20 protein-coding genes are annotated in these 21,650 nt (G+C 71.5%); 5 read left to right on the top strand and 15 right to left on the bottom strand.

What is annotated here, in order from left to right; translation table 11 throughout:
- Positions 1-13: 13 nt before the first annotated feature.
- Positions 14-907 carry a LysR family transcriptional regulator gene (locus QPJ90_RS07905; RefSeq protein ID WP_290133874.1) on the top strand — a complete coding sequence of 298 codons (894 nt, stop codon included), beginning with the start codon at positions 14-16 and terminating at the stop codon, positions 905-907.
- Between the two features lie 43 nt (positions 908-950).
- Here QPJ90_RS07905 and QPJ90_RS07900 read toward each other — a convergent pair whose 3' ends face one another.
- The 10 genes from QPJ90_RS07900 to QPJ90_RS07855 form a co-directional block, all read right to left on the bottom strand.
- Positions 951-1,781 carry a nitrilase-related carbon-nitrogen hydrolase gene (locus QPJ90_RS07900; protein ID WP_290133873.1) on the bottom strand — a complete coding sequence of 277 codons (831 nt, stop codon included), beginning with the start codon at positions 1,779-1,781 and terminating at the stop codon, positions 951-953.
- Complete coding sequence (locus QPJ90_RS07895) at positions 1,778-3,295, bottom strand: APC family permease (protein WP_290133872.1); 1,518 nt, start codon at positions 3,293-3,295, stop codon at positions 1,778-1,780. The genes QPJ90_RS07900 and QPJ90_RS07895 overlap by 4 nt, the downstream gene beginning before the upstream one ends.
- Positions 3,296-3,367: 72 nt before the next feature.
- Complete coding sequence (gene hisD / locus QPJ90_RS07890; RefSeq protein ID WP_290133871.1) at positions 3,368-4,708, bottom strand: histidinol dehydrogenase; 1,341 nt, start codon at positions 4,706-4,708, stop codon at positions 3,368-3,370.
- Between the two features lie 161 nt (positions 4,709-4,869).
- Positions 4,870-5,187 (bottom strand): Sec-independent protein translocase TatB, encoded by a 318-nt coding sequence (locus QPJ90_RS07885; RefSeq protein ID WP_290133870.1) that lies wholly within the window; start codon positions 5,185-5,187, stop codon positions 4,870-4,872.
- 7 nt (positions 5,188-5,194) lie between these two features.
- On the bottom strand, positions 5,195-5,380 hold the full coding sequence (locus QPJ90_RS07880; RefSeq protein WP_290133869.1) for a twin-arginine translocase TatA/TatE family subunit: 186 nt from the start codon (positions 5,378-5,380) through the stop codon (positions 5,195-5,197).
- A 37-nt stretch (positions 5,381-5,417) separates the two neighbouring features.
- Complete coding sequence (locus tag QPJ90_RS07875) at positions 5,418-6,353, bottom strand: carbohydrate kinase (protein ID WP_290133868.1); 936 nt, start codon at positions 6,351-6,353, stop codon at positions 5,418-5,420.
- Positions 6,353-7,810, bottom strand: coding sequence for a glycoside hydrolase family 32 protein (locus QPJ90_RS07870; RefSeq protein WP_290133867.1), 1,458 nt, complete (start codon positions 7,808-7,810; stop codon positions 6,353-6,355). Before QPJ90_RS07870 ends, QPJ90_RS07875 begins: the two co-directional genes overlap by 1 nt.
- Positions 7,807-8,715 carry a carbohydrate ABC transporter permease gene (locus tag QPJ90_RS07865; protein ID WP_290133866.1) on the bottom strand — a complete coding sequence of 303 codons (909 nt, stop codon included), beginning with the start codon at positions 8,713-8,715 and terminating at the stop codon, positions 7,807-7,809. Before QPJ90_RS07865 ends, QPJ90_RS07870 begins: the two co-directional genes overlap by 4 nt.
- Positions 8,712-9,659, bottom strand: a complete 948-nt coding sequence (locus QPJ90_RS07860; RefSeq protein WP_290133865.1) for a sugar ABC transporter permease — start codon at positions 9,657-9,659, stop codon at positions 8,712-8,714. Before QPJ90_RS07860 ends, QPJ90_RS07865 begins: the two co-directional genes overlap by 4 nt.
- A complete protein-coding gene (locus QPJ90_RS07855) occupies positions 9,659-11,065 on the bottom strand; it encodes a sugar ABC transporter substrate-binding protein (protein WP_290133864.1) in 1,407 nt (468 codons plus the stop codon). Before QPJ90_RS07855 ends, QPJ90_RS07860 begins: the two co-directional genes overlap by 1 nt.
- 135 nt (positions 11,066-11,200) lie before the next feature.
- On the opposite strand from QPJ90_RS07855, the gene QPJ90_RS07850 reads away from it, so the two are divergent.
- The 4 genes from QPJ90_RS07850 to QPJ90_RS07835 all read left to right on the top strand — a co-directional run bounded on the left by QPJ90_RS07850 (position 11,201) and on the right by QPJ90_RS07835 (position 15,668).
- On the top strand, positions 11,201-12,259 hold the full coding sequence (locus QPJ90_RS07850; protein WP_290133863.1) for a LacI family DNA-binding transcriptional regulator: 1,059 nt from the start codon (positions 11,201-11,203) through the stop codon (positions 12,257-12,259).
- The gene (locus tag QPJ90_RS07845) at positions 12,256-13,728 is read left to right on the top strand and encodes a GH32 C-terminal domain-containing protein (RefSeq protein ID WP_290133862.1); all 1,473 of its coding nucleotides are present in this window, start codon (positions 12,256-12,258) and stop codon (positions 13,726-13,728) included. Before QPJ90_RS07850 ends, QPJ90_RS07845 begins: the two co-directional genes overlap by 4 nt.
- A gap of 62 nt (positions 13,729-13,790) precedes the next feature.
- Entirely contained in the window at positions 13,791-14,321 is a 531-nt protein-coding gene (locus QPJ90_RS07840; protein WP_290133861.1) for a putative immunity protein, read from the top strand.
- A gap of 150 nt (positions 14,322-14,471) precedes the next feature.
- The gene (locus QPJ90_RS07835; RefSeq protein ID WP_290133860.1) at positions 14,472-15,668 is read left to right on the top strand and encodes an FAD-binding domain-containing protein; all 1,197 of its coding nucleotides are present in this window, start codon (positions 14,472-14,474) and stop codon (positions 15,666-15,668) included.
- A gap of 9 nt (positions 15,669-15,677) precedes the next feature.
- Here QPJ90_RS07835 and QPJ90_RS07830 read toward each other — a convergent pair whose 3' ends face one another.
- From QPJ90_RS07830 to QPJ90_RS07810, 5 genes are all read right to left on the bottom strand, one after another.
- Positions 15,678-16,250: a DUF2510 domain-containing protein gene (locus QPJ90_RS07830; RefSeq protein ID WP_290133859.1), complete on the bottom strand. Its 573-nt coding sequence runs from the start codon at positions 16,248-16,250 to the stop codon at positions 15,678-15,680.
- A 184-nt stretch (positions 16,251-16,434) separates the two neighbouring features.
- Entirely contained in the window at positions 16,435-18,402 is a 1,968-nt protein-coding gene (locus QPJ90_RS07825; protein ID WP_290133858.1) for a beta-L-arabinofuranosidase domain-containing protein, read from the bottom strand.
- Positions 18,399-19,367 carry a carbohydrate ABC transporter permease gene (locus tag QPJ90_RS07820; RefSeq protein ID WP_290133857.1) on the bottom strand — a complete coding sequence of 323 codons (969 nt, stop codon included), beginning with the start codon at positions 19,365-19,367 and terminating at the stop codon, positions 18,399-18,401. The genes QPJ90_RS07825 and QPJ90_RS07820 overlap by 4 nt, the downstream gene beginning before the upstream one ends.
- Complete coding sequence (locus tag QPJ90_RS07815) at positions 19,364-20,314, bottom strand: sugar ABC transporter permease (protein WP_290133856.1); 951 nt, start codon at positions 20,312-20,314, stop codon at positions 19,364-19,366. The genes QPJ90_RS07820 and QPJ90_RS07815 overlap by 4 nt, the downstream gene beginning before the upstream one ends.
- A complete protein-coding gene (locus tag QPJ90_RS07810; RefSeq protein WP_290133855.1) occupies positions 20,311-21,612 on the bottom strand; it encodes a sugar ABC transporter substrate-binding protein in 1,302 nt (433 codons plus the stop codon). Before QPJ90_RS07810 ends, QPJ90_RS07815 begins: the two co-directional genes overlap by 4 nt.
- Between the last annotated feature and the right edge of the window lie 38 nt (positions 21,613-21,650).

Raw genomic sequence — 21,650 nt, 5'->3', positions numbered from 1 at the left:
CTAGGCTGCCGCCGTGACCCTGGTGCAGCTCCGCGTCTTCGTCGCCGTCGCGCACCTCGGGTCGTTCACTGCGGCCGCCGAGTCCCTGCTCCGCTCGCAGTCCTCGGTGTCCGAGTTCATCCGGCGGCTCGAGGGCGCGTACGACACCGCGTTGTTCGTCCGGGGCCGACGCCGACTCACGCTGACCGACGCGGGTGCCGTGCTCCTGCCCATGGCGGAACGGATCATCGCCGAGGCCGACGCCGCCGACCGCGCGCTGCGAGCAGTGACGTCACTGGTCGGCGGGACGGCGTCGTTCGGTCTGCTCCGCAACGCGAAGTACTACGCGCTCGACGAGCTCCTCACCCGCTTCCACGCGGCGCACCCGGCCGTGCGACTCCGGGTGATCGGGCTCAACTCGGTCGAGGTCGCGAGCGAGGTGGCCTCCGGAGGACTCGAGGCGGGACTGGTCGTGCTGCCGATCGACACCGAGGGGCTCCGCGTGACGCCGCTGCGCCGCGACGAGGTCGTCTTCGTCAGCCGTGACCCGTCGATCGCCGACGCTCCCATGACGATCGAGGCGATGGCCGCGCGTCGCCTCGTCCTCTACGACGCGCACTACGGCTGGAAGGACCCCACTCGGAGGCAGTTCGCGGAGCGTGCCCGCCTCGCCGGGGTGACGCTCGAGCCGCACGTCGAGGTCGAGCAGGTGGAGACGGCGCTCGCCCTCGTGGCGTCCGGCGTCGGCGACACGTTCATCGCCCGCGCGGTCGCCGAGGTGTCGGCCGCGGCGCTCGGCCTGCACTGGACGCCGTTCGCCGAGCCGGTGCTCGACACCGTCGCGCTCGTCGAGCGGGACGGGTCGGTCCTGTCGGCCGCCACCGCGGAGCTCGCGCGCCTGGCACGCGAGCTCCTCACCGAGGGCTGACGAGGCGCGACGGTCGAACCGAAGCCGACCCCGGGCGGACCCGTCACGGACGACCGAGCGGCCCGTAGAGGTCTGGCCGCCGGTCCCCGAAGAGGTCCGCGACGGGGCTGAGCGTCTTGTCCCGTGCGGCGGCGAGGTCGAGGTCGGCGACGACCATCCCCGCTCCCGGGCCGGTCGCGGCGCGCACCCACCCATCGGCGTCGACGATCGAGGTCCCCTCGTTCCAGTCGACGCCCCGCTCGGTGCCGCACCGGTCCGCGCACGCGATGGCCATCCGGTTCACCCGTGCCGCGGCCATCGCGATCTGCACCTCGGGAGCCCGCTCCCCCTCAGGACGGTCCACCCACGGCCAGTTCGTCGGGACCGCGAGCAGTTCCGCTCCGTCGAGGGCCGCGAGGCGGGTCCACTCCGGGAACTCCATGTCGAAGCAGATCGCGACGCCGATCCGTCCGTGCGGGGTGTCGACGACGAGCGGTGGTTGGTCCCCCGCCGTGAAGCAGGCCTTCTCGCCGTCCCACAGGTGCACCTTGCGGTACACGCCGAGGACTCCCGACGCGTCGACGACGGCGGCCGAGTTGTACACGACGTCGTCCTCGCCGAGTTCGGCGAAGCCGCCGACGACGACCCCTCCGGCTCCGCCGGCCAGCCGGGAGGCAGTGGTCGCCCACCCCGTGACGGTCGCGTCGGTCGCGGGGACGGCGCAGGAGCGTGCTTCCGCGGCGTCCCGGAACACGTAGCCGCTGGTGGCGAGCTCGGGCAGGACGACGACGTCCACGTCGTCCGGCACGGCGGCGAGCGCCGCCCCGACGGTCGCCGCGTTCGCGGCGAGGTCGCCGACGACGGGCGCGAGCTGGACCGCGGCGACGCGGGTCACAGGACCACGTCCTCGTCGTCGCGGGACGTGTGCGCCCGCCTGGGCGAGCCGCCGTCGGTCGCTGCGGGAGGCGCCTCCAGGCCGTCCCCCGTCGAGGCTGCCAACGCGGCGCCGACCCGTCCGACCAGTCCCCTGCGGAACGTGATCGCGAGCCCGATGAGCAGCCAGACCGCGACGATGTACGGGAACCAGCTGTAGGGGGCCTCGAGTCCGACGGCGTTCTTGTAGATCGTGTAGAGCACGAGCGCCAGCGCGAGCACCGGCACGACGATCTGCCACTTCGGGGTGTCGGTCCGGTGCGAGAAGAACAGGAACCGGACGGCGCCGACGGTCGCGAGGACGTAGGCGACGAGCAGCGCGATCGTCCCGACCGTCAGCGCCCAGTAGGTGGCGTCGAGCACGGCGGCCCCGGTGAGCCGCTCGCCGATCACGACCAGGACGACGACCACGGCGACGACGCTCAGCGCGTTCACCGGCGAGCCCTGGGGCGACAGCTTCGCGATCGGACGGGCGATCCCGGTGTCCCGGGACAACGCGAAGAGGACGCGCGACGCCCCGGAGAGCGTGCCGAGGAAGATCGCGAACAGGCTGACCACGGCGGCGAGGGTGAGCAGGTCGGCGAGCCAGCTGCCGACGTACGTGCGGGCGAGGTCGCCGTACGGCGCGGCGGAGCCCGCGAACTGCTTCACCCCTGCGGCGGAGGTGCCGTAGCCGAGCGACTGCGCGACGATCGAGAGGAGGTAGAACGCACCGACGACGACGATCGCGATCTTCAGGGCCTTCGGGATGTCCCGCTTCGGGTTGCTCGTCTCCTCGCCGAGGGTGGCGGCGCCCTCGAAGCCGGCGAACGCGAGGAACCCGAAGACCGCGGCGCCGGCGATGAGGCCGACGTCTGTGCCGCTCGGGAGTTCCAGGAAGTCCCAGCTGAGGTGTCGCCCTGCCGGCGCCGCCCCGACACCGAGGCGCACGAGCACGACGACGTTGAGGATCGTGACGAGCACCGCGCCGATGAGCTCGGCGTAGAGGAGCGACCGGGTGATGACGTGCACCTCGCGGCGACCGAGCAGGACGACGACGGCCAGCGCGACGATCGTGATCCAGATCCAGTCCGGCTGCACGGCGAGCCCGACGTCGTTCAGCAGTTGCGTGACGAACAGGCTGATCTCGATGCCGGAGCCCGCGCCGATGGTCACGTACGCGAAGAACAGCGCCCAGCCGGCGACGAACCCGGCCCGGGCTCCCAGCGTGAGGCCGACCGTCGCGTAGACCGAGCCGGTGTGGGCGATGTGCCGGGAGAGCTTCACGAAGCCGTACGCGACGAGCGACACCGCGACGAGGGCGAACACGAAGGCCCAGGTGGCGCCGCGGCCGAGGATGCCCGCGGCACCGGCGCCGAGGAGTGCCATGACGCCGACGGGTCCGATCAGACCGACGGAGAACGCTGCGGCGTCGGCGACCTTGAGTTCGCGCTTCAGGCCGGGGGCGGCTGGGGAGGGGTGGTGCTCGGTGGTCATCGCTGGCTCCGTTGCGCTCGGGGTTCGGGGAGGGACGGGTTGGGTGGAGCTGGTGCTGGTGTGTCAGGGTGGTCAGTCGGTGGTCGCGGTGACGGGAGCGTACGCATCGAGCCGCATCGTGGCGGTGGCGCGGTGGGCGCTCATGCCCTCGCTCGCCGAGATGACGTCGACGGCGTGGGCGACCGCGGGCGTGGCCTCGCGGGCGATGCGCTGGTAGGTCAGGGGCTTGAGGTAGCGGGACACCGAGAGGCCGGCGCTGTGCTTCGCGCCCCCGGCGGTCGGCAGGGTGTGGTTCGTCCCGGCCATGCCCTTGTCGGAGTACGCGACCGTGCTCCAGCGGCCGAGGAACAGCGAGCCGTAGTTCGTGAGGTGGTCGTGGTACCAGTCGTCCTCGGTGGTCTGCACCTCGAGGTGCTCCGGGGCGAACTCGTCCATCACGAGGACGGCGTCCTCGCGGGTCGGTACCAGCACGACCGAGCCGTGGTCGCGCCAGGCCGGGCCGCAGATCGCGTTCGTGGACAGCGTCGGGAGCTGTCGTTCGACCGCCGCGACGACCTCGTGCGCGAGCCGCTCGGACGTCGTCACCAGCGCTGCCGGCGAGTTCGGACCGTGTTCGGCCTGTCCGAGGAGGTCCGCGGCGACGGTCTCCGCGTCGGCCGAGTCGTCCGCGATGACCGCGACCTCGCTCGGTCCGGCGAGCAGGTCGATGGCGACGGTGCCGAACAGCTGCCGCTTGGCCTCGGCGACGTAGGCGTTGCCGGCACCGACGATCATGTCGACCGGGTCGAGGTCGGTGTCGAGCAGGCCGAACGCCATCGCGGCGAGCGCCTGGACGCCCCCGAGCACGAACAGCCGGTCGACGCCGGACAGGTGCGCCGCGTACGTGACCGCGTCGTTCGCACCGCCGTCCGGCTGCGGCGGGGTGCACGCGACGACCGAGGGGACGCCCGCGACCTTCGCCACGCCGACCGTCATGAACGCGCTCGCGGTGAGGGGGAAGCGCCCGGCCGGCAGGTACGCTCCGACACTGCCGACCGGGACGTAGCGCTGGCCGACGACGAGCCCGTCGACGAGCTCGGCCTCGAAGTCCGCGAGGTGCTCGCGCTGCATCGCGGCGAACTGCTTCGTGCGGGCGGACCCGAGCTCGATGGCTTCGCGGAGTTCCGGCGCGAGGCGGTCACCGCTCGCGGCGATCTGCGCCGCGGTCAGTTCCACCGGCGCATCCTGGCGGTCGAGCTCCTTCGCGTACCGGGCGATGGCGTCCATGCCACCGCGTTCGATCTCCGAGAGCATGCGGCTGACCGTCTCGATGACCGCCGGGTCGCGCTGGGCGGGCGGGGTGTCCACGCCGGGGGCCTTGACGAACCGGAAGCGGTCGGCGTTGCGGGTGGTGAAGCGGGAGGAGAGCTGCATGGGTCCAGCGTGGCGAGGGGCCAGGGCCGGAGGTAGCCCGAATGGCTGCCGCTGGCCATCGGGAAACACGATGGCAGTGCCCGCCGGTCGGCGGCACCCCGAGACGGACGGGAGGCCCGTGGCGACGCCGCCACGGGCCTCCCGTCCGGTGGGTGGTCGCGTCAGCGACCGGGCGCCTCGCCCGCCGCGGGGCGGACCGCGGCCGTCCGCGGCTCGACCGCCGACTCGGACCGACGCGCGTCCAACGGCTCCGTCAGGGCGTCCCGGATGATCCGCCGCGGGTCGTACCGACGTGGGTCGAGGTCGGACCAGTCGATGTCGACGCCGGTCTCCTGCTCGATCTCCGCCTTCGTCGTGTCGGCCCAGTCACGGACCCGCCGGACGACCACCGCGAGCTGCCGGGAGTACCCGACGAGTCGCTGCGGGCCGAGGCAGAACGCGGCGATGACCAGGATGACGACGATCTTGTCGACGTCCACGGTCGTGTCAGTCGCGGGGCGCCGCGGGCGGGACGTCCGGGGTGGCGTCGTCGCTGGCCCGGACCTCCTTGCGGAAGACGGTGAGCGACTGCCCGAGGCCCTTCGCGAGCGCGGGGAGCTTCGTCGCGCCGAAGAGCAGGACGACGATGGCGAGCACGATGAGCAGGTGTGCGCCGGTGAGGTTGCCGATCATGGTGGGTCCTTCCGTTGGTGGTTCGGGTGGGCTCTCGTCAGGCGGACGGAGCCGTCGTCAGGTCGTCGGCGGTGGGCAGGTCCGCACCGCGCCGACCGACGGTGATCGCCGCGGCACGCGAACAGGTCCTGCCGAGTTCCCTCAGTGCCGCGTCGTGGAGGTCGTCGAGGCGCGCTCGAGCGTCCGGATGCGCGTCGGCCGCTGCGCGCGGCGATCGTGCCAGTTGCCAGACCAGGGCTGCGGAGTAGGTGTCACCGGCGCCGACGGTGTCGACGACGGTCGTGGACGCCGCCGGGACGTGCACCCGGTGCGTCGCGGTGGCGAGCACCGAGCCGGCTGCCCCGGTGGTGAGGACCGCGAGTCCGGCGCCGAACCCGAGGACACGGTCGAGGACGGCGTCGGGGTCGGCGGCACCGGGCCAGAGCCAGGCGGCGTCCTCGTCGGAGAGCTTCACCACCGCGGCGAGCGCGGAGAGTTCCTCGACCCGGGCCAGCGCCTCGTCGCGTGGGCCGAGGAGCGCGGGACGGATGTTCGGGTCGAAGGAGACCGAGCCTCCTGCGACCGCGGTACGACGTGCCGCGTCCACCACCCGGTCAGCCCCGGGCTCGAGGAACGCCGCGATCGACCCGACGTGCAACCACGTGGGCGTCCCGACGACCTCCGGCAGGTCCCACACGATGTCGAACACGTACCGCGGCTGCCCGTCAGCACCGAGCCGCACCGTGGCCGAGGACGTCCGTCCGGCCCCGAGCGACCCCGGGGTGAGCCTGACGCCCGAGGCCCGGAGGTGGTCTGCGACGCGGTGACCGCGCTCGTCGTCCCCGAGCCGGGTCGCGAAGTCGACGTCGCACCCGAGGCGCGCGAGCCCGAGCGCCACATTCGCGGGGCTCCCCCCGGGGACCTCGCGGACGGTGTCGCCGTGGACGACGTCGACGAGCGCCTCCCCGGCGACGGTGACGGTGGCCGCGGACATCAGGCTGTCGTGGTCCCGGCCGGGACGGACGCTGCCGGGACCGTCTCGGGAGCGACGGTCCTCCCGAGCGCCCAGTACGACGTGCCCGCTGGCGCCTCGACCGACCACGGTGGTGCCTGCAGCGGGTAGACCCGCGTCGTCACCGAACGTCCGGCGCTCGTGAACACCTCGACCACGGAGCCGTCGAGCAGGACGCGGACCGCCGGGAGGCCCGTTCCTGCGTCGAACGGCGCACGGACCACCGCGGAGCTCGGGTCGGCGCGGTGGTCCGTGCTGGCACGGGAACGGTCGACCGTGAGCGTGTCCGCCGCGGTGTCCACCACGAGGTCGAGGTACTCGTCCGCGCCGAACCGGATGCGGATGCACCCGTCGACCGGCGTCGGGAGCACGATCTCGGCCTGTGCGTCGATCGTCGCCCCGTGCGCGGGGAGGGCTCCCCCGCTGCGGAGGGCGTCGACGGCGTCGTGCGGCGCGGTCGCGAGCCGGCCGTCGGCGACCCAGGTCCGGCGCGGCAGCGAGATCGCCCCGGACCAGCCGGCCTGCCGGGTCCAGTCCTCGGTCCGGCCCTCGGTGACCCAGCCGAACAGCACCGGCCCCCAGGATCCGGCGCGCATGACGGACGCGGCGTAGAAGTGCTGGCCGTCGTCGACGCGGTGCGGACGCGGAGCGCCGGAGAGCGGGAGCGCGATCACGTCGCCCGGCCCGTCGTCGTGTGACCACGACGCCACCACGACGACCTCTGCACCGTCGACTCCGATGACCTGCGGGCACTCCCACCCCTCACCCGTGTCGATGCCGTCGACCGTGGTGCGGGGCATGGCGAGCAGGTCGCCCTCGTTCGTCCAGTGCACGCCGTCCGCGGAGCGGTAGTGCCGGACGGACGCCACCTGGTCCGCGGAGGCCGCTCCGACCGCCATCGACCAGCCGTCGCCGTCGGACCAGACGAACGGGTCGCGGAACATCGTGATCGCCTCGTCCTCCGTCGGATCGGCGACGACCTGCACCGGCGCGCCGAAGGTCGCGCCGCCGTCCGTCGACTCCGCGAGCAGCACCGACTGGAACGGGCTGTGGTCGACCTTGCCCGAGTAGTAGGCACGGACGACGCCGCCGTGGAGGACCGTGTTGCCCGACCACGCTCCCCCGGAGTCCGCTCCGCCGGGGACCGGGACGATGGCCGGGCGGTGGAGCGTCCAGTGCACGAGGTCGTCACTCGTCGCGTGGCCCCACTCGACCGGCACGTCGAGGTCGACGCGCGGCCGCGACTGGAAGTACAGGTGGGCCTGACCGCCGATGTCGATCGGACCGTTCGGGTCGTTGAGGTACCCGCGCGGCATGCGGAGGTGGAACTGCGGCAGGTGGTGGTCGGGTGCGGCGTGCACGGCGGCTGCTTCCTGATGTGGTCCGGCGTGGGGGCGGCGGTCGCTCGCGTGGGCGAGGGCGTCGGGGGTCGTGGTCATCGGGACGACCCCGCCGTGACGCCCTCGATGAAGTACCGCTGGGCGAAGATGAACAGCAGGACGCTCGGGATCATCGTGAGCACGACGCCGGCGAGCACGACGGAGATCGAACCGGTACCGAGGTTGCCCTGCAGCCCGACGAGTCCGAGCGGCAGCGTGAAGGTGTCCTGCTGGTTGAGGAAGATGAGCGGTCGGTAGTACTCCGCCCAGAAGCCCGAGAAGTTCAGGATCGCGAGGGTCGCGACGGCCGGGCTGGCCATCCGCGAGTACACGTGCCAGAACACCCCGAACTGCGTCGCGCCGTCGATGCGCGCGGCCTCCCCGAGCTCCTTCGGCATCTGCATGAAGTACTGCCGCATGAGGAACGTCCCGAAGGCGCTGCCGAGCGCGGGAACGATGAGCGACGCGATCGAACCGGTCAGCCCCATGTCCTTGAGGATGACGAACACCGGGATGATGATCGTCTGGATCGGGACCATCATCGTCGCGAGGAAGATCCCGAAGATCGTGTTCTTCCCCGGGAAGCTGATCATCGCGAACGCGTAGCCGGAGAGCGTGCAGGTGATGGTCTGTCCGACCACGATGAGGAGCGTCACGATGACGCTGTTCACGAAGAACTGCCCGATCGGGATCTGGTTGAACACGGCGGCGTAGTTGCTGAAGTCCCAGGACAGCGGGATCCACTGCGGCGGGTTCTCGAACGACTCAGCCGGTGTGCGCAGCGAGGTCGTCAGCGTCCAGAGCAGCGGGCCGAGGGCGAACACGGCGGCGATGACGAGGATCACCAGGCCGATGATGCTGCCAAGCTTCGCCACCGGGCGCCGGCGCCGGACGATGTGGGTGACGCTCGGCTGCGCGACGGTCTCGGGAGCGTGGAGCGGGTTGAGGACGTCGGTGGTCGTCATTGGTAGAACACCAGCTTTCGTGCGGCGATGAACTGGATCCCGGTGATGACGCCGATGATGACGAGCAGCAGGATCGCGATGGCCGAGGCGAACCCGAACTGCAGGTTCTGGAACCCGGCCTGGTACAGCGAGATGGTGGCGGTCGTCGTGGCGGTGCCCGGTCCGCCCTTCGTCATGATGAAGGGCTGGTCGAACAGTTGCATCGCGTTGATCATCGCGATCACCGTCGCGAACAGGATCGTCGGGCTGATGAGCGGGATCTTGATCCGGAAGAGCGTGCGCCACGGTCCGGCGCCGTCGATCGCGGCGGCCTCCTGGACGTCCACCGGGACCGACATGAGCGCGGCGACGAAGAGGACGAACGTGAATCCGACCTGCTGCCACACCACCACGAGGACGATCGTCACCTTGGCCCAGAACGGGTCGTTGAGCCAGTGCGCCCCGGGCAGACCGATCGCGTTGAGGTAGTAGTTGATGAGTCCGAACTTCGTGTCGAAGATGTAGCCCATGAAGATCGACACGGCGGCGGACGAGGCGAGCAGCGGCAGGTAGAACGACGTCCGGAAGAACACCCGGGTGGCGTTGCGCTTCCGGTTGTTCGCCAGGACCGCCAGCAGCATGCCGAGCGAGATCTGCAGCACGACGATCCCGATGGCGAGCACGATCGTCACGCCGAACGACGCGAGCACGGGCCCGTCGGTGAAGAGGCGCGTGTAGTTGTCGAGGCCGACGAACTTCGGGCTGGTGATCACGTCCCACGACGTGAAGGAGAGCCCGAGCGAGGCGAGGATCGGGATGAGCGTGAAGACGGCCACGAAGACCACCGCCAGCCCGATCATCGCGTAGCCGAACGAGGCCTCGCGGCGGCGGACGCGTCGTGCCGCCGGCCGGCGGGCTGCGACCTCGGCAGCCCGCCGGGAACGGATTCCGGTCGCAGCGGTCATCACGACGCCTGCGAGGCGGCCTTCTCGATGTCGGCCTGCAGGCCGTCGAGCGCCTTCTTCGCGTTGCCCGACGAGATCGCCTGGGTCGTCCGCTGGTTGAGGGCCGTCGCGAGCGCGTTGTAGTACGGCGGCGCGGAGATCGGCACGGAGTTGTCGAGCTGGTCGTAGAACACCGACCAGTGCTCGGGGCCGGTCGTCTTGTAGCGGTCGGCGGTGAGCAGCGACTTCTGCGCTGGGGTGGTGACGTTGCCCGGCCACAGCGCGTCGAAGCTCTCGGGCTGCACCATGAGCTTGATCACCTCGAACGCGAGGTCCTTCTGCTTCGACGAGTTGAAGATGCCGTAGCCGCCGGCTCCGAAGAGCGACTTGTTGCTCTTCCACGTCGGGAACTCGACGACGTCGAAGCTGCCGTCCTTCATGCCCGCGTTGTGCAGGCCGCCCGCCCAGAAGCCACCGCCGATCGTCATGCCGATGCGGCCGGACGCGAAGAGGCCCTGCAGCGTGCTCCCGCCGCCGACGTCGGGTGAGGGCGAGGCGCCGGACTTCTGCAGGTCGATGACGTACTCGAGCGCCTCGACCGCGGCGTCCGAGTTGGCCGTCGGGTCGCCCCACTTCCAGCCGCCCTTGCGCCCGCTGACCCCGACCGCGTTGTCGGCGAAGGCGGAGCTGTTCCAGAGCCAGTCACCGCCGGAGTAGCGCCCCTCCTCGAGCAGGTTGCCGTCGTTCGCGTAGAGGAACGAGGTCCAGCTGCCCCAGAGCCGCACGACCCAGTCGAAGGCGTAGGTGCCGCCGCCGACCTTCGCGATGCTCTCCGCGGAGGACCGGAACTGGTCCATCGTCCAGTCCGACCCCGGCCGCGCGAGGCCCGCCTTCTCGAACAGGGAGGTCGAGTAGAACATGCTGCCAGCGTTGAAGCTGTCCGGCAGCGTGTAGAGGTGCCCCTCGTACATGGTCGACTCGAGGAGCGACGGGTGGATGCCGCTGAAGTACGTCTTCAGCCCGGACAGGTTCTTCGTGACGTGGTCGTCGAGCGGCGTCAGCAGGTTCTTCGACGCCAGCAGCTGCTGTCCCTCGGTCGCGACGCTGACGATGTCGGGGACGTCACCCGAGGCGATCTGGGTGAGGACCTTCGCGAGGAAGTCGTTCCAGTCGGTCCCGTTGATCGCCGTGACCTGCAGGCTCGCCTTCTTGTCGAGCTGCTTGATCTTCGGCTCGATGGCCTTCTGCAGTGCGGTCGCGGCGCTCTGCTCACCGAAGTAGAGCATCTTGACCGTGCCGGATGCGGTCGCGCCGCTGCCGGAGGTCGAGCAGGCTGCCAGCGATCCGATGCCGGCCAGGGCGAGCCCCGCGCCACCGAACTTGAACAGTGTGCGCCGGTCGATCGGGGTGCTGAATCCGTTCGCCATGGGTCGCTCCTCTCTGAGCGATCGTGGCCCCGCCGTTCGGGACCAATACGTATTTGCAGGGCGACTGTACACACTGGGTGGAGAGGTGGCAATACGTATTTGCTCATGCCATGATGAGGCGTCGAAGGAGGATCGATGGCGAGCCGAAAGCGGACAGCGCAGCCGCACCGCGTCACCATGAAGGACGTCGCGCGGCACGCCGGGGTGTCGCAACCGACGGTGTCGTTCGTCCTGAACGACCGTCGCGACGTCTCGGTGGCCGAGGAGACCCGCACCCGGGTGTGGGAGGCGGCGAAGGAGCTGAACTTCCAGCCGAACCGCGCCGCGCAGTCCCTCCGGTCGAACCGCTCGTACACGGTGGGCGTCATCGCGGACCGCCTCGTCTCGCAGCCCTACGCCGGCCACATCGTGCTCGGTGTGCAGCAGGCCGTGCAGGAGGCCGGGTACGTCTGCTTCGTGGTCGAGACGGCGCAGACCTCCGACGGCGGGAAGGCAGCGGTGGCGAACCTCGTGCAGCAGGGCGTCGCGGGGCTCGTCTACGCGGCCCCCGGCCCCGAGGACGTCGCACCGGTCGCGGGCGCGGACGACGTGCCGACCGTGTTCGTCAACTGCTACCCACCCGGCGACGCCCCGGCGGTGACCGTGCTCGCGGACGAGTACCAGGGCGGCCTCGACGTGGCCGCAGCCGTGTTCGCCGCCGGGCACACCCGGGTCGCGTTCCTCGGCGGACCCGAGCAGGACTACGCGTGCCGGGAACGCAAGCGCGGGTTCGACGACGCCGCCACCGCGGCGGGCATCGCGCTGGACGACGTGCCCGTCCGGTTCGGGAACTACCAGGTCGGCTCCGGACACGACCTCGCGACGGCGATCCTCACCGAGGACCCTCCGACGGCGATCGTCTGCGGCAACGACCGGATGGCCGTCGGCGCGCTGATGGCCGCGCAGTCGCTCGGTCTGCGATGCCCGGAGGACATCAGCATCGTCGGGTTCGACGACCAGCCAGACCTCGCGGACCAGATGCACCCGCCGCTGACGACGGTCGCGCTGCCCCACCAGCAGATGGGGTTCGAGGCCGGCACCCTGCTGCTCGCAGAGCGGCAGCAGCCAGGCCGACACCTCGTGCCGTGCGAGTACGTGCCACGCAACTCTCTCGGCGCCCCGCGCACGCCACCGACCCCCGAGGACACCGAGTGACCACGCACCCGAGCACCCACCACCGGCCGGCGGACGGCTTCGTCGGGGACGTCATCCCGGTCGAGCTCGACGGCACCGTATGGCTGTACTACCTGCTCGACGAACGACCTGACGCTCCCCCGCTCGAGCGGATCACGGGCATGCCGTGGGCTGCCGTGACGACGACCGACTTCGTCACCTTCGAGGACCACGGCGTCGTGCTGCCCTCCGGCGGTCCGGACGCCAGCGACCACGACTGCTACACGGGCAGCGTCGTCCGCGGGGACGACGGCACGCTCCACCTGTTCTCGACCGGCCACAACCCGCACGTCACGGTCGAGACCGACCGCGGACAGGGGGACGTCCAGGTGGTCTGCCACGCCACCTCCGACGGTGACCCGACCTCCTGGACGAAGCACCCCGAGTGGGACCTGCCCGCCCTGCCCGGCTACGCCCCGGAGGACTGGCGCGACCCGTTCGTCCACCGCCCGTCCGCCGACGGCCCGTGGCAGATGCTCATCGCGACCCGGCGTCCGGACGAGCCGTACCGTCGCTCGGGCCTCGTCGCGCGGCTCGAGTCCGACGACCTCGTGACGTGGCGAGACGCCGAACCGCTCTGGGCACCGCACCGGTTCATCGCCCACGAGTGCCCCGACGTCTTCCGGTGGGGCGACTGGTGGTACCTCGTGTACTCGGAGTTCTCCGACGCGTTCTGCACCCGGTACCGGACCGCCACCTCACCCGACGGCCCGTGGCTCGCGCCGGCCGACGACGCCGTCGACGGGCGGGCGTTCTACGCGGCGAAGACGGTCGCCTTCGGCGACGACCGCTTCTTCGTCGGGTGGATCGCCACGAAGGAGGGCGAGCGTGACGCCGGCGCCTGGCAGTGGGCGGGCACGATGGCGACGCTCCAGGCGCACCAGCGACCGGACGGCTCGCTGCGGTTCGACCTCCCCGAGCGACTGCAGCGCGCGTACGCGGACGAGGTCGACGTCACGGACGCCTTCGGCCCGACGAACGGTGCGGCCGGGTCGGTCGGCCACGACGCGCAGTCCCGGTACGCAGCCTGGGTCGGGCCCGAGCTGCCGACCGAGGCACTCGTGTCGATCGACCTCGACGTCGACGCCGACACCCGCGCGTTCGGCGTGCTGCTCCGCACGAGCGACGACGCCGAGGAGGGCTACGCGCTGCGCCTCGAACCCGACCGCCGCCGGATGGTGCTCGACCGTTGGCCGCGCGGCTCCACGGGTGGCGAGCAGTGGCAGGTCCTCGGCGACGTGCCGCACGCCGTCGAGCTCGAGCGTCCGGTGCCGCTCGACCCCGGCCAGCACCGGATCGTCGTGCACCTGGACGGCGACATCTGCGTGGTGGTCGTGGACGGTTCCGTCGCGCTCAGCACGCGGCTCTACGACCGCCCGTCCGGGCGGCTGGGCCTCTTCGCGCAGGACGGTGGGTTCACGCTGCGGCGGGTGACCGTCGCGACCCGCTGACGGACAGGAGGCGCGGCGCGGGTCGGCGCCGCGCCTCCCGGCCGTCCGCTAGCCTTCCGCGCATGACGTCACCCCAGGCCCTCGACGAGGCGGACCGACGGCTCGTCGCGGCCTGGGCGGCGGACTGCGCGGAGCGCGTGCTCGCACTCTTCGAGGCCGAGGCGCCGGACGACGGCCGGCCGCGCGACGGGATCGATCGGGCGCGCCGCTTCGCCTCCGGCGAGCTGGACACCGCTGGACAGATCCGCGATCGGTTCGTCGCCGGTCGCGCCGCGCACGCCGCGAGCTCGGACGCCGGACGGGCGGCGGCACGCGCCGCAGGACAGGCGTCGGGCGTCGCACACATGGGTGCGCACGCGCTCGGCGCCGCTGCGTACGCAGCGCGCGCCGCGGAACTCGCGGCCCCCGGCGCGGGCGGCGACGAGGAGTTCGCCTGGCAGCTCGCACACGCGGGCGAGCCGGTCCGCGCGGCACTGCGACGCCTGCCGCTCCTCGGCGAGGACACGTCCGGCCCACTCGGTCCCGGCCTGCTGGCATCCGGAGCGCTCGGAGCGCACATCGAGCGGCTCCAGTCCGCGATCCGGACCACCTGACGGACTGGAGGCGCGGTGCGGGCCCGAACCGTGCCTCCAGTCCGGACCTGGTCGCGTCAGCGACCCCCGGTCACGTCGGGCCGTCGGGTCGCGGCCGCCGGGTACAGCGGCTCTCGGCTGGCCGTACGACCACGGGCGCAGGATGGCGCGGTGTTCATCCCCACCCGCGCGGCTGGCCTCGAGGCCCTGCACGACTTCGTGCCCCGAGCCGGCGCCGACTACCGACGCGACCGCAACCACGACCTGGGCCCTTCGCGGTCGAACGTCTCGGGGCTGTCGCCGTGTGTCCGGCACCGGCTGGTGACCGAGGAGGAGGTCGTCGACGCCGTCCTCGAGCGCCACAGCCTGCACGCCGCCGAGAAGTTCGTGCAGGAGGTGTTCTGGCGGACCTACTGGAAGGGGTGGCTGGAGCAGCGTCCCGAGGTGTGGCGGCGCTACCGGGACGGGGTCCGGGAGCTGTTCGCAGGGGACCTGCCGGACGGCTACGAGGACGCCGTCGCGGGTCGGACCGGGATCGACGCGATGGACGCCTGGGCGCGGGAACTCGTCGACACGGGGTACCTGCACAACCACGTCCGGATGTGGTTCGCGAGCATCTGGGTGTTCACGCTCGGGCTGCCGTGGCAGCTCGGGGCGGACTTCTTCCTCCGGCACCTCCTCGACGGCGACGCGGCGTCGAACACGCTCTCGTGGCGGTGGGTGGCGGGGCTGCAGACCCGGGGGAAGACCTACCTGGCGACGACGGAGAACATCGCCCGCTACACCGAGGGCCGCTTCGCACCGAGGGGACTCGCGACGACCGCGCGGCCGCTCGACGAGGAGCCGTTCCCACCGGCGACGCCGATCGCCCCGGAGGACGTCGTCGGGGAGATCGGGTCGCGGGTCGGGCTGCTGCTGCACGAGGAGGACCTCGAGCCCGCCTCCCTGCTGACCGCGCTGGGCCCGGCCGCACCCACGCTGCGTTCGGCGGCGGTGTTCGCCGATGCCGGAGCCCGCTCGCCCGCGCCGGTGTCGCCGCTCGTCGAGGCCTTCACGACCGGAGCCGTCGCGGACGCTGCCGCCCGGACGGCCGATGCCGCCGGGCTCCCGGCGGTGACCCTCGGCGCCGCCGATGCATCGACCGTCGTGGACTGGGCCCGGTCGGCAGCGCTCGACACGGTCCTCGTGCCGTACGCCCCGGTCGGGCCGGTGCAGGAGCGGCTCGACGTGCTGCGGCCGGCACTCGCAGCGGAGGGAGTGGGGCTCGTGACGGTGCGACGCCCGTGGGACAGCCGCGCGTGGCCGTTCGCATCGCGGGGGTTCTTCCCGTTCAAGGAGCGGATCCCGCGGCTGGTCAGGGCGCGGTAGTAGGCGGTACTAGGGCAGCATCTGCTGGAAGATCGCGACGCTCCGAGCGATGCCGATCACCAGGCCGATGACGAGCAGGGCGATGTTGGTCCAGAGCGGCCACATGGGTCGGCCGGGCGCGACCTTCCGGACGACGACGTACCGGCCGATCAGGTACAGGATCGGGGACAGCAGGAACGCCCAGCCCCACGGGAACGGACGCACCACGCCGCGCCGCTTCAGCTCGCGGTGGTCGAAGTACGCGAGCACGACGGTCGCGGCGTAGACCAGGACGGTGAACCCCTGCACGAGCAGGTACCCGGCGGTGTAGATCGACCGTGGATCGACGGTCCGGACGCCACCCGGGAGGACCTCGTAGCGGAACTCGGGCTGGTACAGGAGCGAGACCGGCAACGAGACGATCGGCAGCAGCGCCATGATCCACACCCACACGGTGTCGGTCGGCACGTGGTCGGGGATGTGCGGGCGGGCCATCTGGGACGTCGGCGGCCCGACCTGGTCGGTCCACTGCACGCCGTCCCACCACCGGGTGCCGTGCTGACCGGAGGGGTCGGGGTACCAGCCAGGGGGTGTCGTCGACATCGGTGCTCCTCGGAGGGTCGGCGGGAGCGACGAGCCCCCGAGACCGACGGTAGAGCAGCGGTGCGCTCGCGGTTGCGACCGGAACATGACGATGGCTTCAGGTTCGTCACCGACGGCCGCTGGCCGGGGACGGAGGGGGCCCTGGACCCGGAGGCGCGCGCACCACGCACCTCCGGGCGGTCGATCACCGGACGGGCTCGTCCGGGTCGTCGCGGTCTCGCCAGTTCCCGACGACGGGGAACTCCGTGATCCGCAACCGGGCGGATCCGTAGGGCACCAGTCGGAGGTCGTCGTCCGGACCGTGGTCGAGGACCGGACTCGCGGGCGGCGGTGCAGCCTGTGCCCCGGCCATGCGCCACTCGGTGGCACGGGCGCCGGGAGCATGCAGCACCACGGCTGCGTCGCGCCGGTGACCGAGCGACCACGGTGCGGCTGGCACGGCGCCGCGTGTGACGCGCCAAGCACCGGCCTCGCGCACGTCGGCGAGCCCCCAGTTCCACGACCCGCGCGGGTGCACCTCCCACTCCCCGATGCCCGGGGCGCCGACGTGCTCGACCCATCGTTCGCCGGGCGAGTACACCATCACGAGCGGGCCGAGGCGGACGGCCGCCGCCTGGCGTTCACGACGGACGACGCGTGCCCGCATGGGCAGGACGAGGACGACGTCGGTGGCCGTGGACCAGTCGCGGACGAGGGTGACGTAGCCGTCGTCGACCTGGAGGCCCGGCTCGTCTCCCAGCGCGCCTCCCGTGGCCGGGGAGTGGCGCAGCGACACCGCCGCACCGCCGACGGTCAGCGTTGCGTCGGTCGCCCACACCGGGATCCGCAGGCGGAGAGCGAAGGGCTCGCGGCGTTCGGTCTGCACGCGGAGGGTGACGGTCTCCTCGAACGGGTACGTCGTGTCGACGGTCACCGTGACCGGGGCGCCGTCGACGTCCGTCCGGACCTCGGAGGGGGCGTAGGCGACGACGCGGAGGCCGTCGTCGTCGCGGAGCCAGAGGTGGGACACGAACTTCGGCCACCCCTGGTGCAGGTTGGCGGTGCAGCAGCCGAAGTGCGGTTCGAGGCCGAAGATGCCGGCGTCGTCGGACGAGAAGCTCCACTCGCGACGGGCGACGGACACCTCGACCTGGTTCGCCTGCTGGTGGTACTGGTGCCCGCGCATCTCGGGGTCGCTCGACGCCGGCAGCAGGTTGTACGCGAGGGACTCCAGCCGGTCGCCGTCGACGCCCCGCCCGTAGACCTGCGCGTGGACCTCGGCCGTGAACATCATCTCCACGACCTGGCACGTCTCGATGCCGGCCGTGGCCGACGGACCGCCGAGCCACTCGTCCCCGGAGAACCACCCCGACGCCTGTCCGTGCCACCGGTCGAGGGCGGCGAAGGACGCCTCGGTGCGGGCCGCGTGCCCGACGAGGTCGTGGTCGCGGAGGGCCTCGACGGCCCCGGTCTTGAGTCCCATCGCGACGTTCGGCCCGTGGGTGCGGTGCGAGAACGTCCGGGCGGCTCCGGTGATGAGGTCGGCGGCGAGGTAGTCGTCCCAGCGCGTGGTCTGCTCGGCGAGCAGGTCGACGAGGTCGAGCAGCCAGTCCTCGCCGGTCCGCTCGTGCAACCACCAGACGGAGAGCGCGTTGTCAGCACCGCGCGCACGACCCCACGACGTCAGCGGCCGCTCGGGCAGGTGGTCCAGCTGGTGCCGGAAGTACCGGGCGAGGAACGGCGCGACGCGATCGTCGCCGGTGGCGTCGGCGTGCTGCGTGAGGACCTTGCACGCCACCATCCGCGGCCACCAGTCGTCGTTGCCAGCCGGGCCGAAGAACCCGTCCTCGCGCTGGGACCCCAGGATCCACTCGATCCACGGGCTGGCGAGCGCGAGGAGCCGTTCGTCGTGGAGCACGTGGGCGAGCGGGACGAGCCCGTCGAGGTAGTACGGTCCGCGCTCCCAGTCCTCCCCCGGGCCGCCGAGCCAGCCGCTGTCCGGGCCGACGTCGGACCAGACGGACTCGAGCTGCCCGGTGATGCCGTCGGCCTGCAGCCGGAGCTGGTCGAGCAGCCAGCCCCCCGGCGTGGTGCTCCCGAGCGGGAGTGGTCGGTGTGGGCGTCCTCCGCGCGCGGTGGTGGTGTCGTCCGTGGTGGTGTACTCGATGGTCATTTGATCGACCCTCCGATGAGGCCCTTGGTGTAGTAGCGCTGGAGCGCGAGGAACAGCACGACCACCGGGACCGTCGCGACGCACGCGACGGCGGTGAGGAGTCCAGGGTCGATCACCGGCACACCGGGGATCTTGAAGGACGTGCTGATGCTCGCCAGCGCGAGCGGGAGTGTGTACTTGCTGTCGGTCGAGAGGAACGTGACCGAGCTGAGGAGGTCGTTCCACCCGGCCATGAAGCCGAACAGTGCGGTGGTGACCAGCCCCGGCCACGCCAGGGGCAGCATCACCGAGCCGAGGATCCGCCCGGTCCCGGCCCCGTCGATGGCGGCCGCGTCCTCGAGCTCCGGCGGGATGCCGTCGAACGTGTTGCGCATGACGAAGACGGAGAACGGCAGCTGGAGCGTCACGAGGACGAGCACGACCCCGGCGAGCGAGTCGAGCAGACCGAGCTTGCCGAGCACGATCGACAGCGGCGTCAGCAGCCCCTGGAACGGCACGACGAGCGGCGCGAGCAGGAGTACGAACACCACGGTCGACCCGCGGAAGCGGATCTTCGAGAGCGCGTAGGCGGCCAGGGTGGAGACGACGGCGACGAGCACCGCGACGGCGATCGCGACGGCGAACGAGTTGACGATGTTCTGCCGCAGGTCGACGGACGGGTCGAAGACCTTCGCGTAGTTCCCGAGGGTCAGGGTCGCGAGCGACTCGAACCCGATGCCGCGGGCGTCGGCGTCCGCCGGGAGGAACGAGCGGAAGACGATGTAGACCACCGGCGCGATGAAGAGCAGGGCGAGGACGGTCCCGACGACGACGTACGTGACGCCGGCTGCGGTCGGCCCGCGCCGGCGACGACGCGGCGCCGCTTCCGGCAGGTCGGTCCGGTCACGGACGCCCGGCCGGGAGGCACGGCTCGCGTCGCGTCCGCCGGCTGCGGTCGTCCGCCGGGTCACGTCGGTCGCGCTCATCGTTCGTCCCCCGTCTCGGTGGACCGCAAGGCCCGGAGCTGGACGACCGCGATGGCGAGGATGATGACCGTGAGGATCATCGAGAGCGCGGCGCCGTAGCCGAGGTCGTAGCGGACGAACGACTGCTGGTACGTGTACATGACGGTGGTGGTCGTCGCGCCGCTCGGGCCGCCCTTGGTGAGGACGTAGAACTGGTCGAACACGAGGATCGACCCGGACACGGCGAGCAGCAGGCACAGCGCGAACTGTCGGCGGACGAGCGGGAACACGACCGAGCCCTCACGGCGCCACCATCCGGCGCCGTCGATCTTCGCCGCCTCGATCACCTCGTTGGGCACCGCCTGCATCCCGGCCATGAGCAGGATCATCGCGACGCCCATCGACTTCCAGACCGTGAGGACGACCACCGCCCAGAACGCCGGACCGGGTGCGGTGAACCAGGCCGTCTGCCCGTCGGTCAGGCCGACCGACCGCAGCAGCACGTTGATCACACCGGTCCCCGGCACGAGCAGCACGTTCGCCATGTACGCCGCGGCGGTGAACCCGATGACGACGGGCATGAAGAACGCCGTCCGGACGAACGAGACGAACCGTCCCTCTCCTCGCACCATCGTCGCGGCCGCGTAGCTGACGGCCATGCCGAGCGGCACCGAGACCACCGTGAACAGCAGCGAGAACCCGAGCGACCGCCAGAACGCCGCGTCCTGGAACGCCTGCGCGTAGTTCGCGATCCCGGCACCGCTGACCCGTCCGAGCAGCGGCCAGTTCGTGAACGACATCCCGACCAGGAGCGCCATCGGGACGACGAAGAAGACGACCGCGAGGACGAGGGCCGGGGCGAGGAGCAGCCAGGCGAGGGTCTGCCGCCGCCGGCTCCCGGGTCGCGGACGCGCCCGGGCGGGCCCGTCCGCGACCCCGGCGAGCGCCGTCGTCGTGACGGCGGTCACTGGCCGACCTGGCTGTACGCCTGCTCGATCAACGAGTTGGCCTGCTGCTCGGCGCTGGCGAGGGCGCTCTCGGCGTCGGCGCCCTGGAAGATCACCTTCTGGGACTGCTGCGCCCACGGCCCGTTCGGATCGTTGACGACCGCGTTGTAGGCGATGCTCTTCGGCAGCTTGCCGATCGCGAGCGTGTCGACGATGTCTTTCGACCACTCGTCGGTCGCGAGGCTCTTCGCCACCGTGAGGTCCGGAGCGATCCAGCCCTGCGACAGGTCGATCTCAGCGGCCTGCTTCGAGCTGACGAGCCACTTCATGAGCGACCACGCCCCGTCGGTGTTCTTCGCCGCCGCGGTCATGCCGATCTCGTCTCCGCCGAGGAACGACCCGGAGCCACCGTCCACGCCCGGGATCCCGACCGCGCTGCCCCAGTCCGCCTTCTTCGCGGTGAGGACGTTCGCGCCCCCGAACACGATGCCGACCTTGCCGTTCAGGGCGTTCTCCTGCCCGACGTTGCCCGGGTCCTGGTTCGGCTGGTCGGTCTTCTGCATGAGTCCCGACTTCCACATGCCCTGGTACCAGTCGACCATGCCGACGAGGTCCTTGCTGGTGAACTCGGCCTTCTGGCTCTTGCCCGCGGCGGTGAGGACGCTCCCGCCCTTCGCCCACGAGCTCGGGAAGCCGGTCCACGCTTGGCCGACACCGCCGAGCGTCGAGAAGCCGGTCACGCCGCCACCCAGCGCCTGGATCTTCTCGGCCGCGGCACGGACCTCGGCGAGCGACGTCGGCGGCTTGGTCGCGTCGAGGCCCGCCTTCTCGAAGAGCGACTTGTTCCAGAACATCTGGGAGCCGGTCAGCCCCACGGGCAGCCCGTAGTTCTTGCCGTCGAGCGTGCCGATGTCGACGCCGGCCGGGGCGAGGTCGTCCGCGTTCGACAGGTCCTTCACCTTGTCGGTCACGTCGGCCAGCAGTCCCTGCGTCGCGAGGAGCGGGGTGTTGACGATGTCGAAGCTCACGAGGTCCGGCACCGATCCGGCGCGTGCGGAGTTCGCGAGCTTCGTGAGGTACTGGTCGGCCTGGATCGTCGAGATCTTCACCGTCACCCCGGGGTGGGTCTTCTCGTACGCCTTGACCTGGTCGGTGAGGTCGACACCGCCGTCCCGCTGCCAGAGCGTCACGGTGCCCTTCCCGTCGCCGTTGCCCTCGGCCGAGCCGCTGGACGAGCACCCGGCCAACCCCAGCGCCGCGACGGCCAGCGCGGCGGTGAGCACCGTCGCGCGCCTGAACGTGGATGTCTTCATCGTCATCTCCGCATCTCTCCTTGCCGCACCGTTGCCGCAAGTTT

This window comes from Curtobacterium sp. 458, from assembly GCF_030406605.1.
Taxonomy (GTDB): domain Bacteria; phylum Actinomycetota; class Actinomycetes; order Actinomycetales; family Microbacteriaceae; genus Curtobacterium.
The sequence above is the reverse complement of the archived record's forward strand: the minus strand, read 5'-3'. Positions and strand labels throughout refer to the sequence as shown.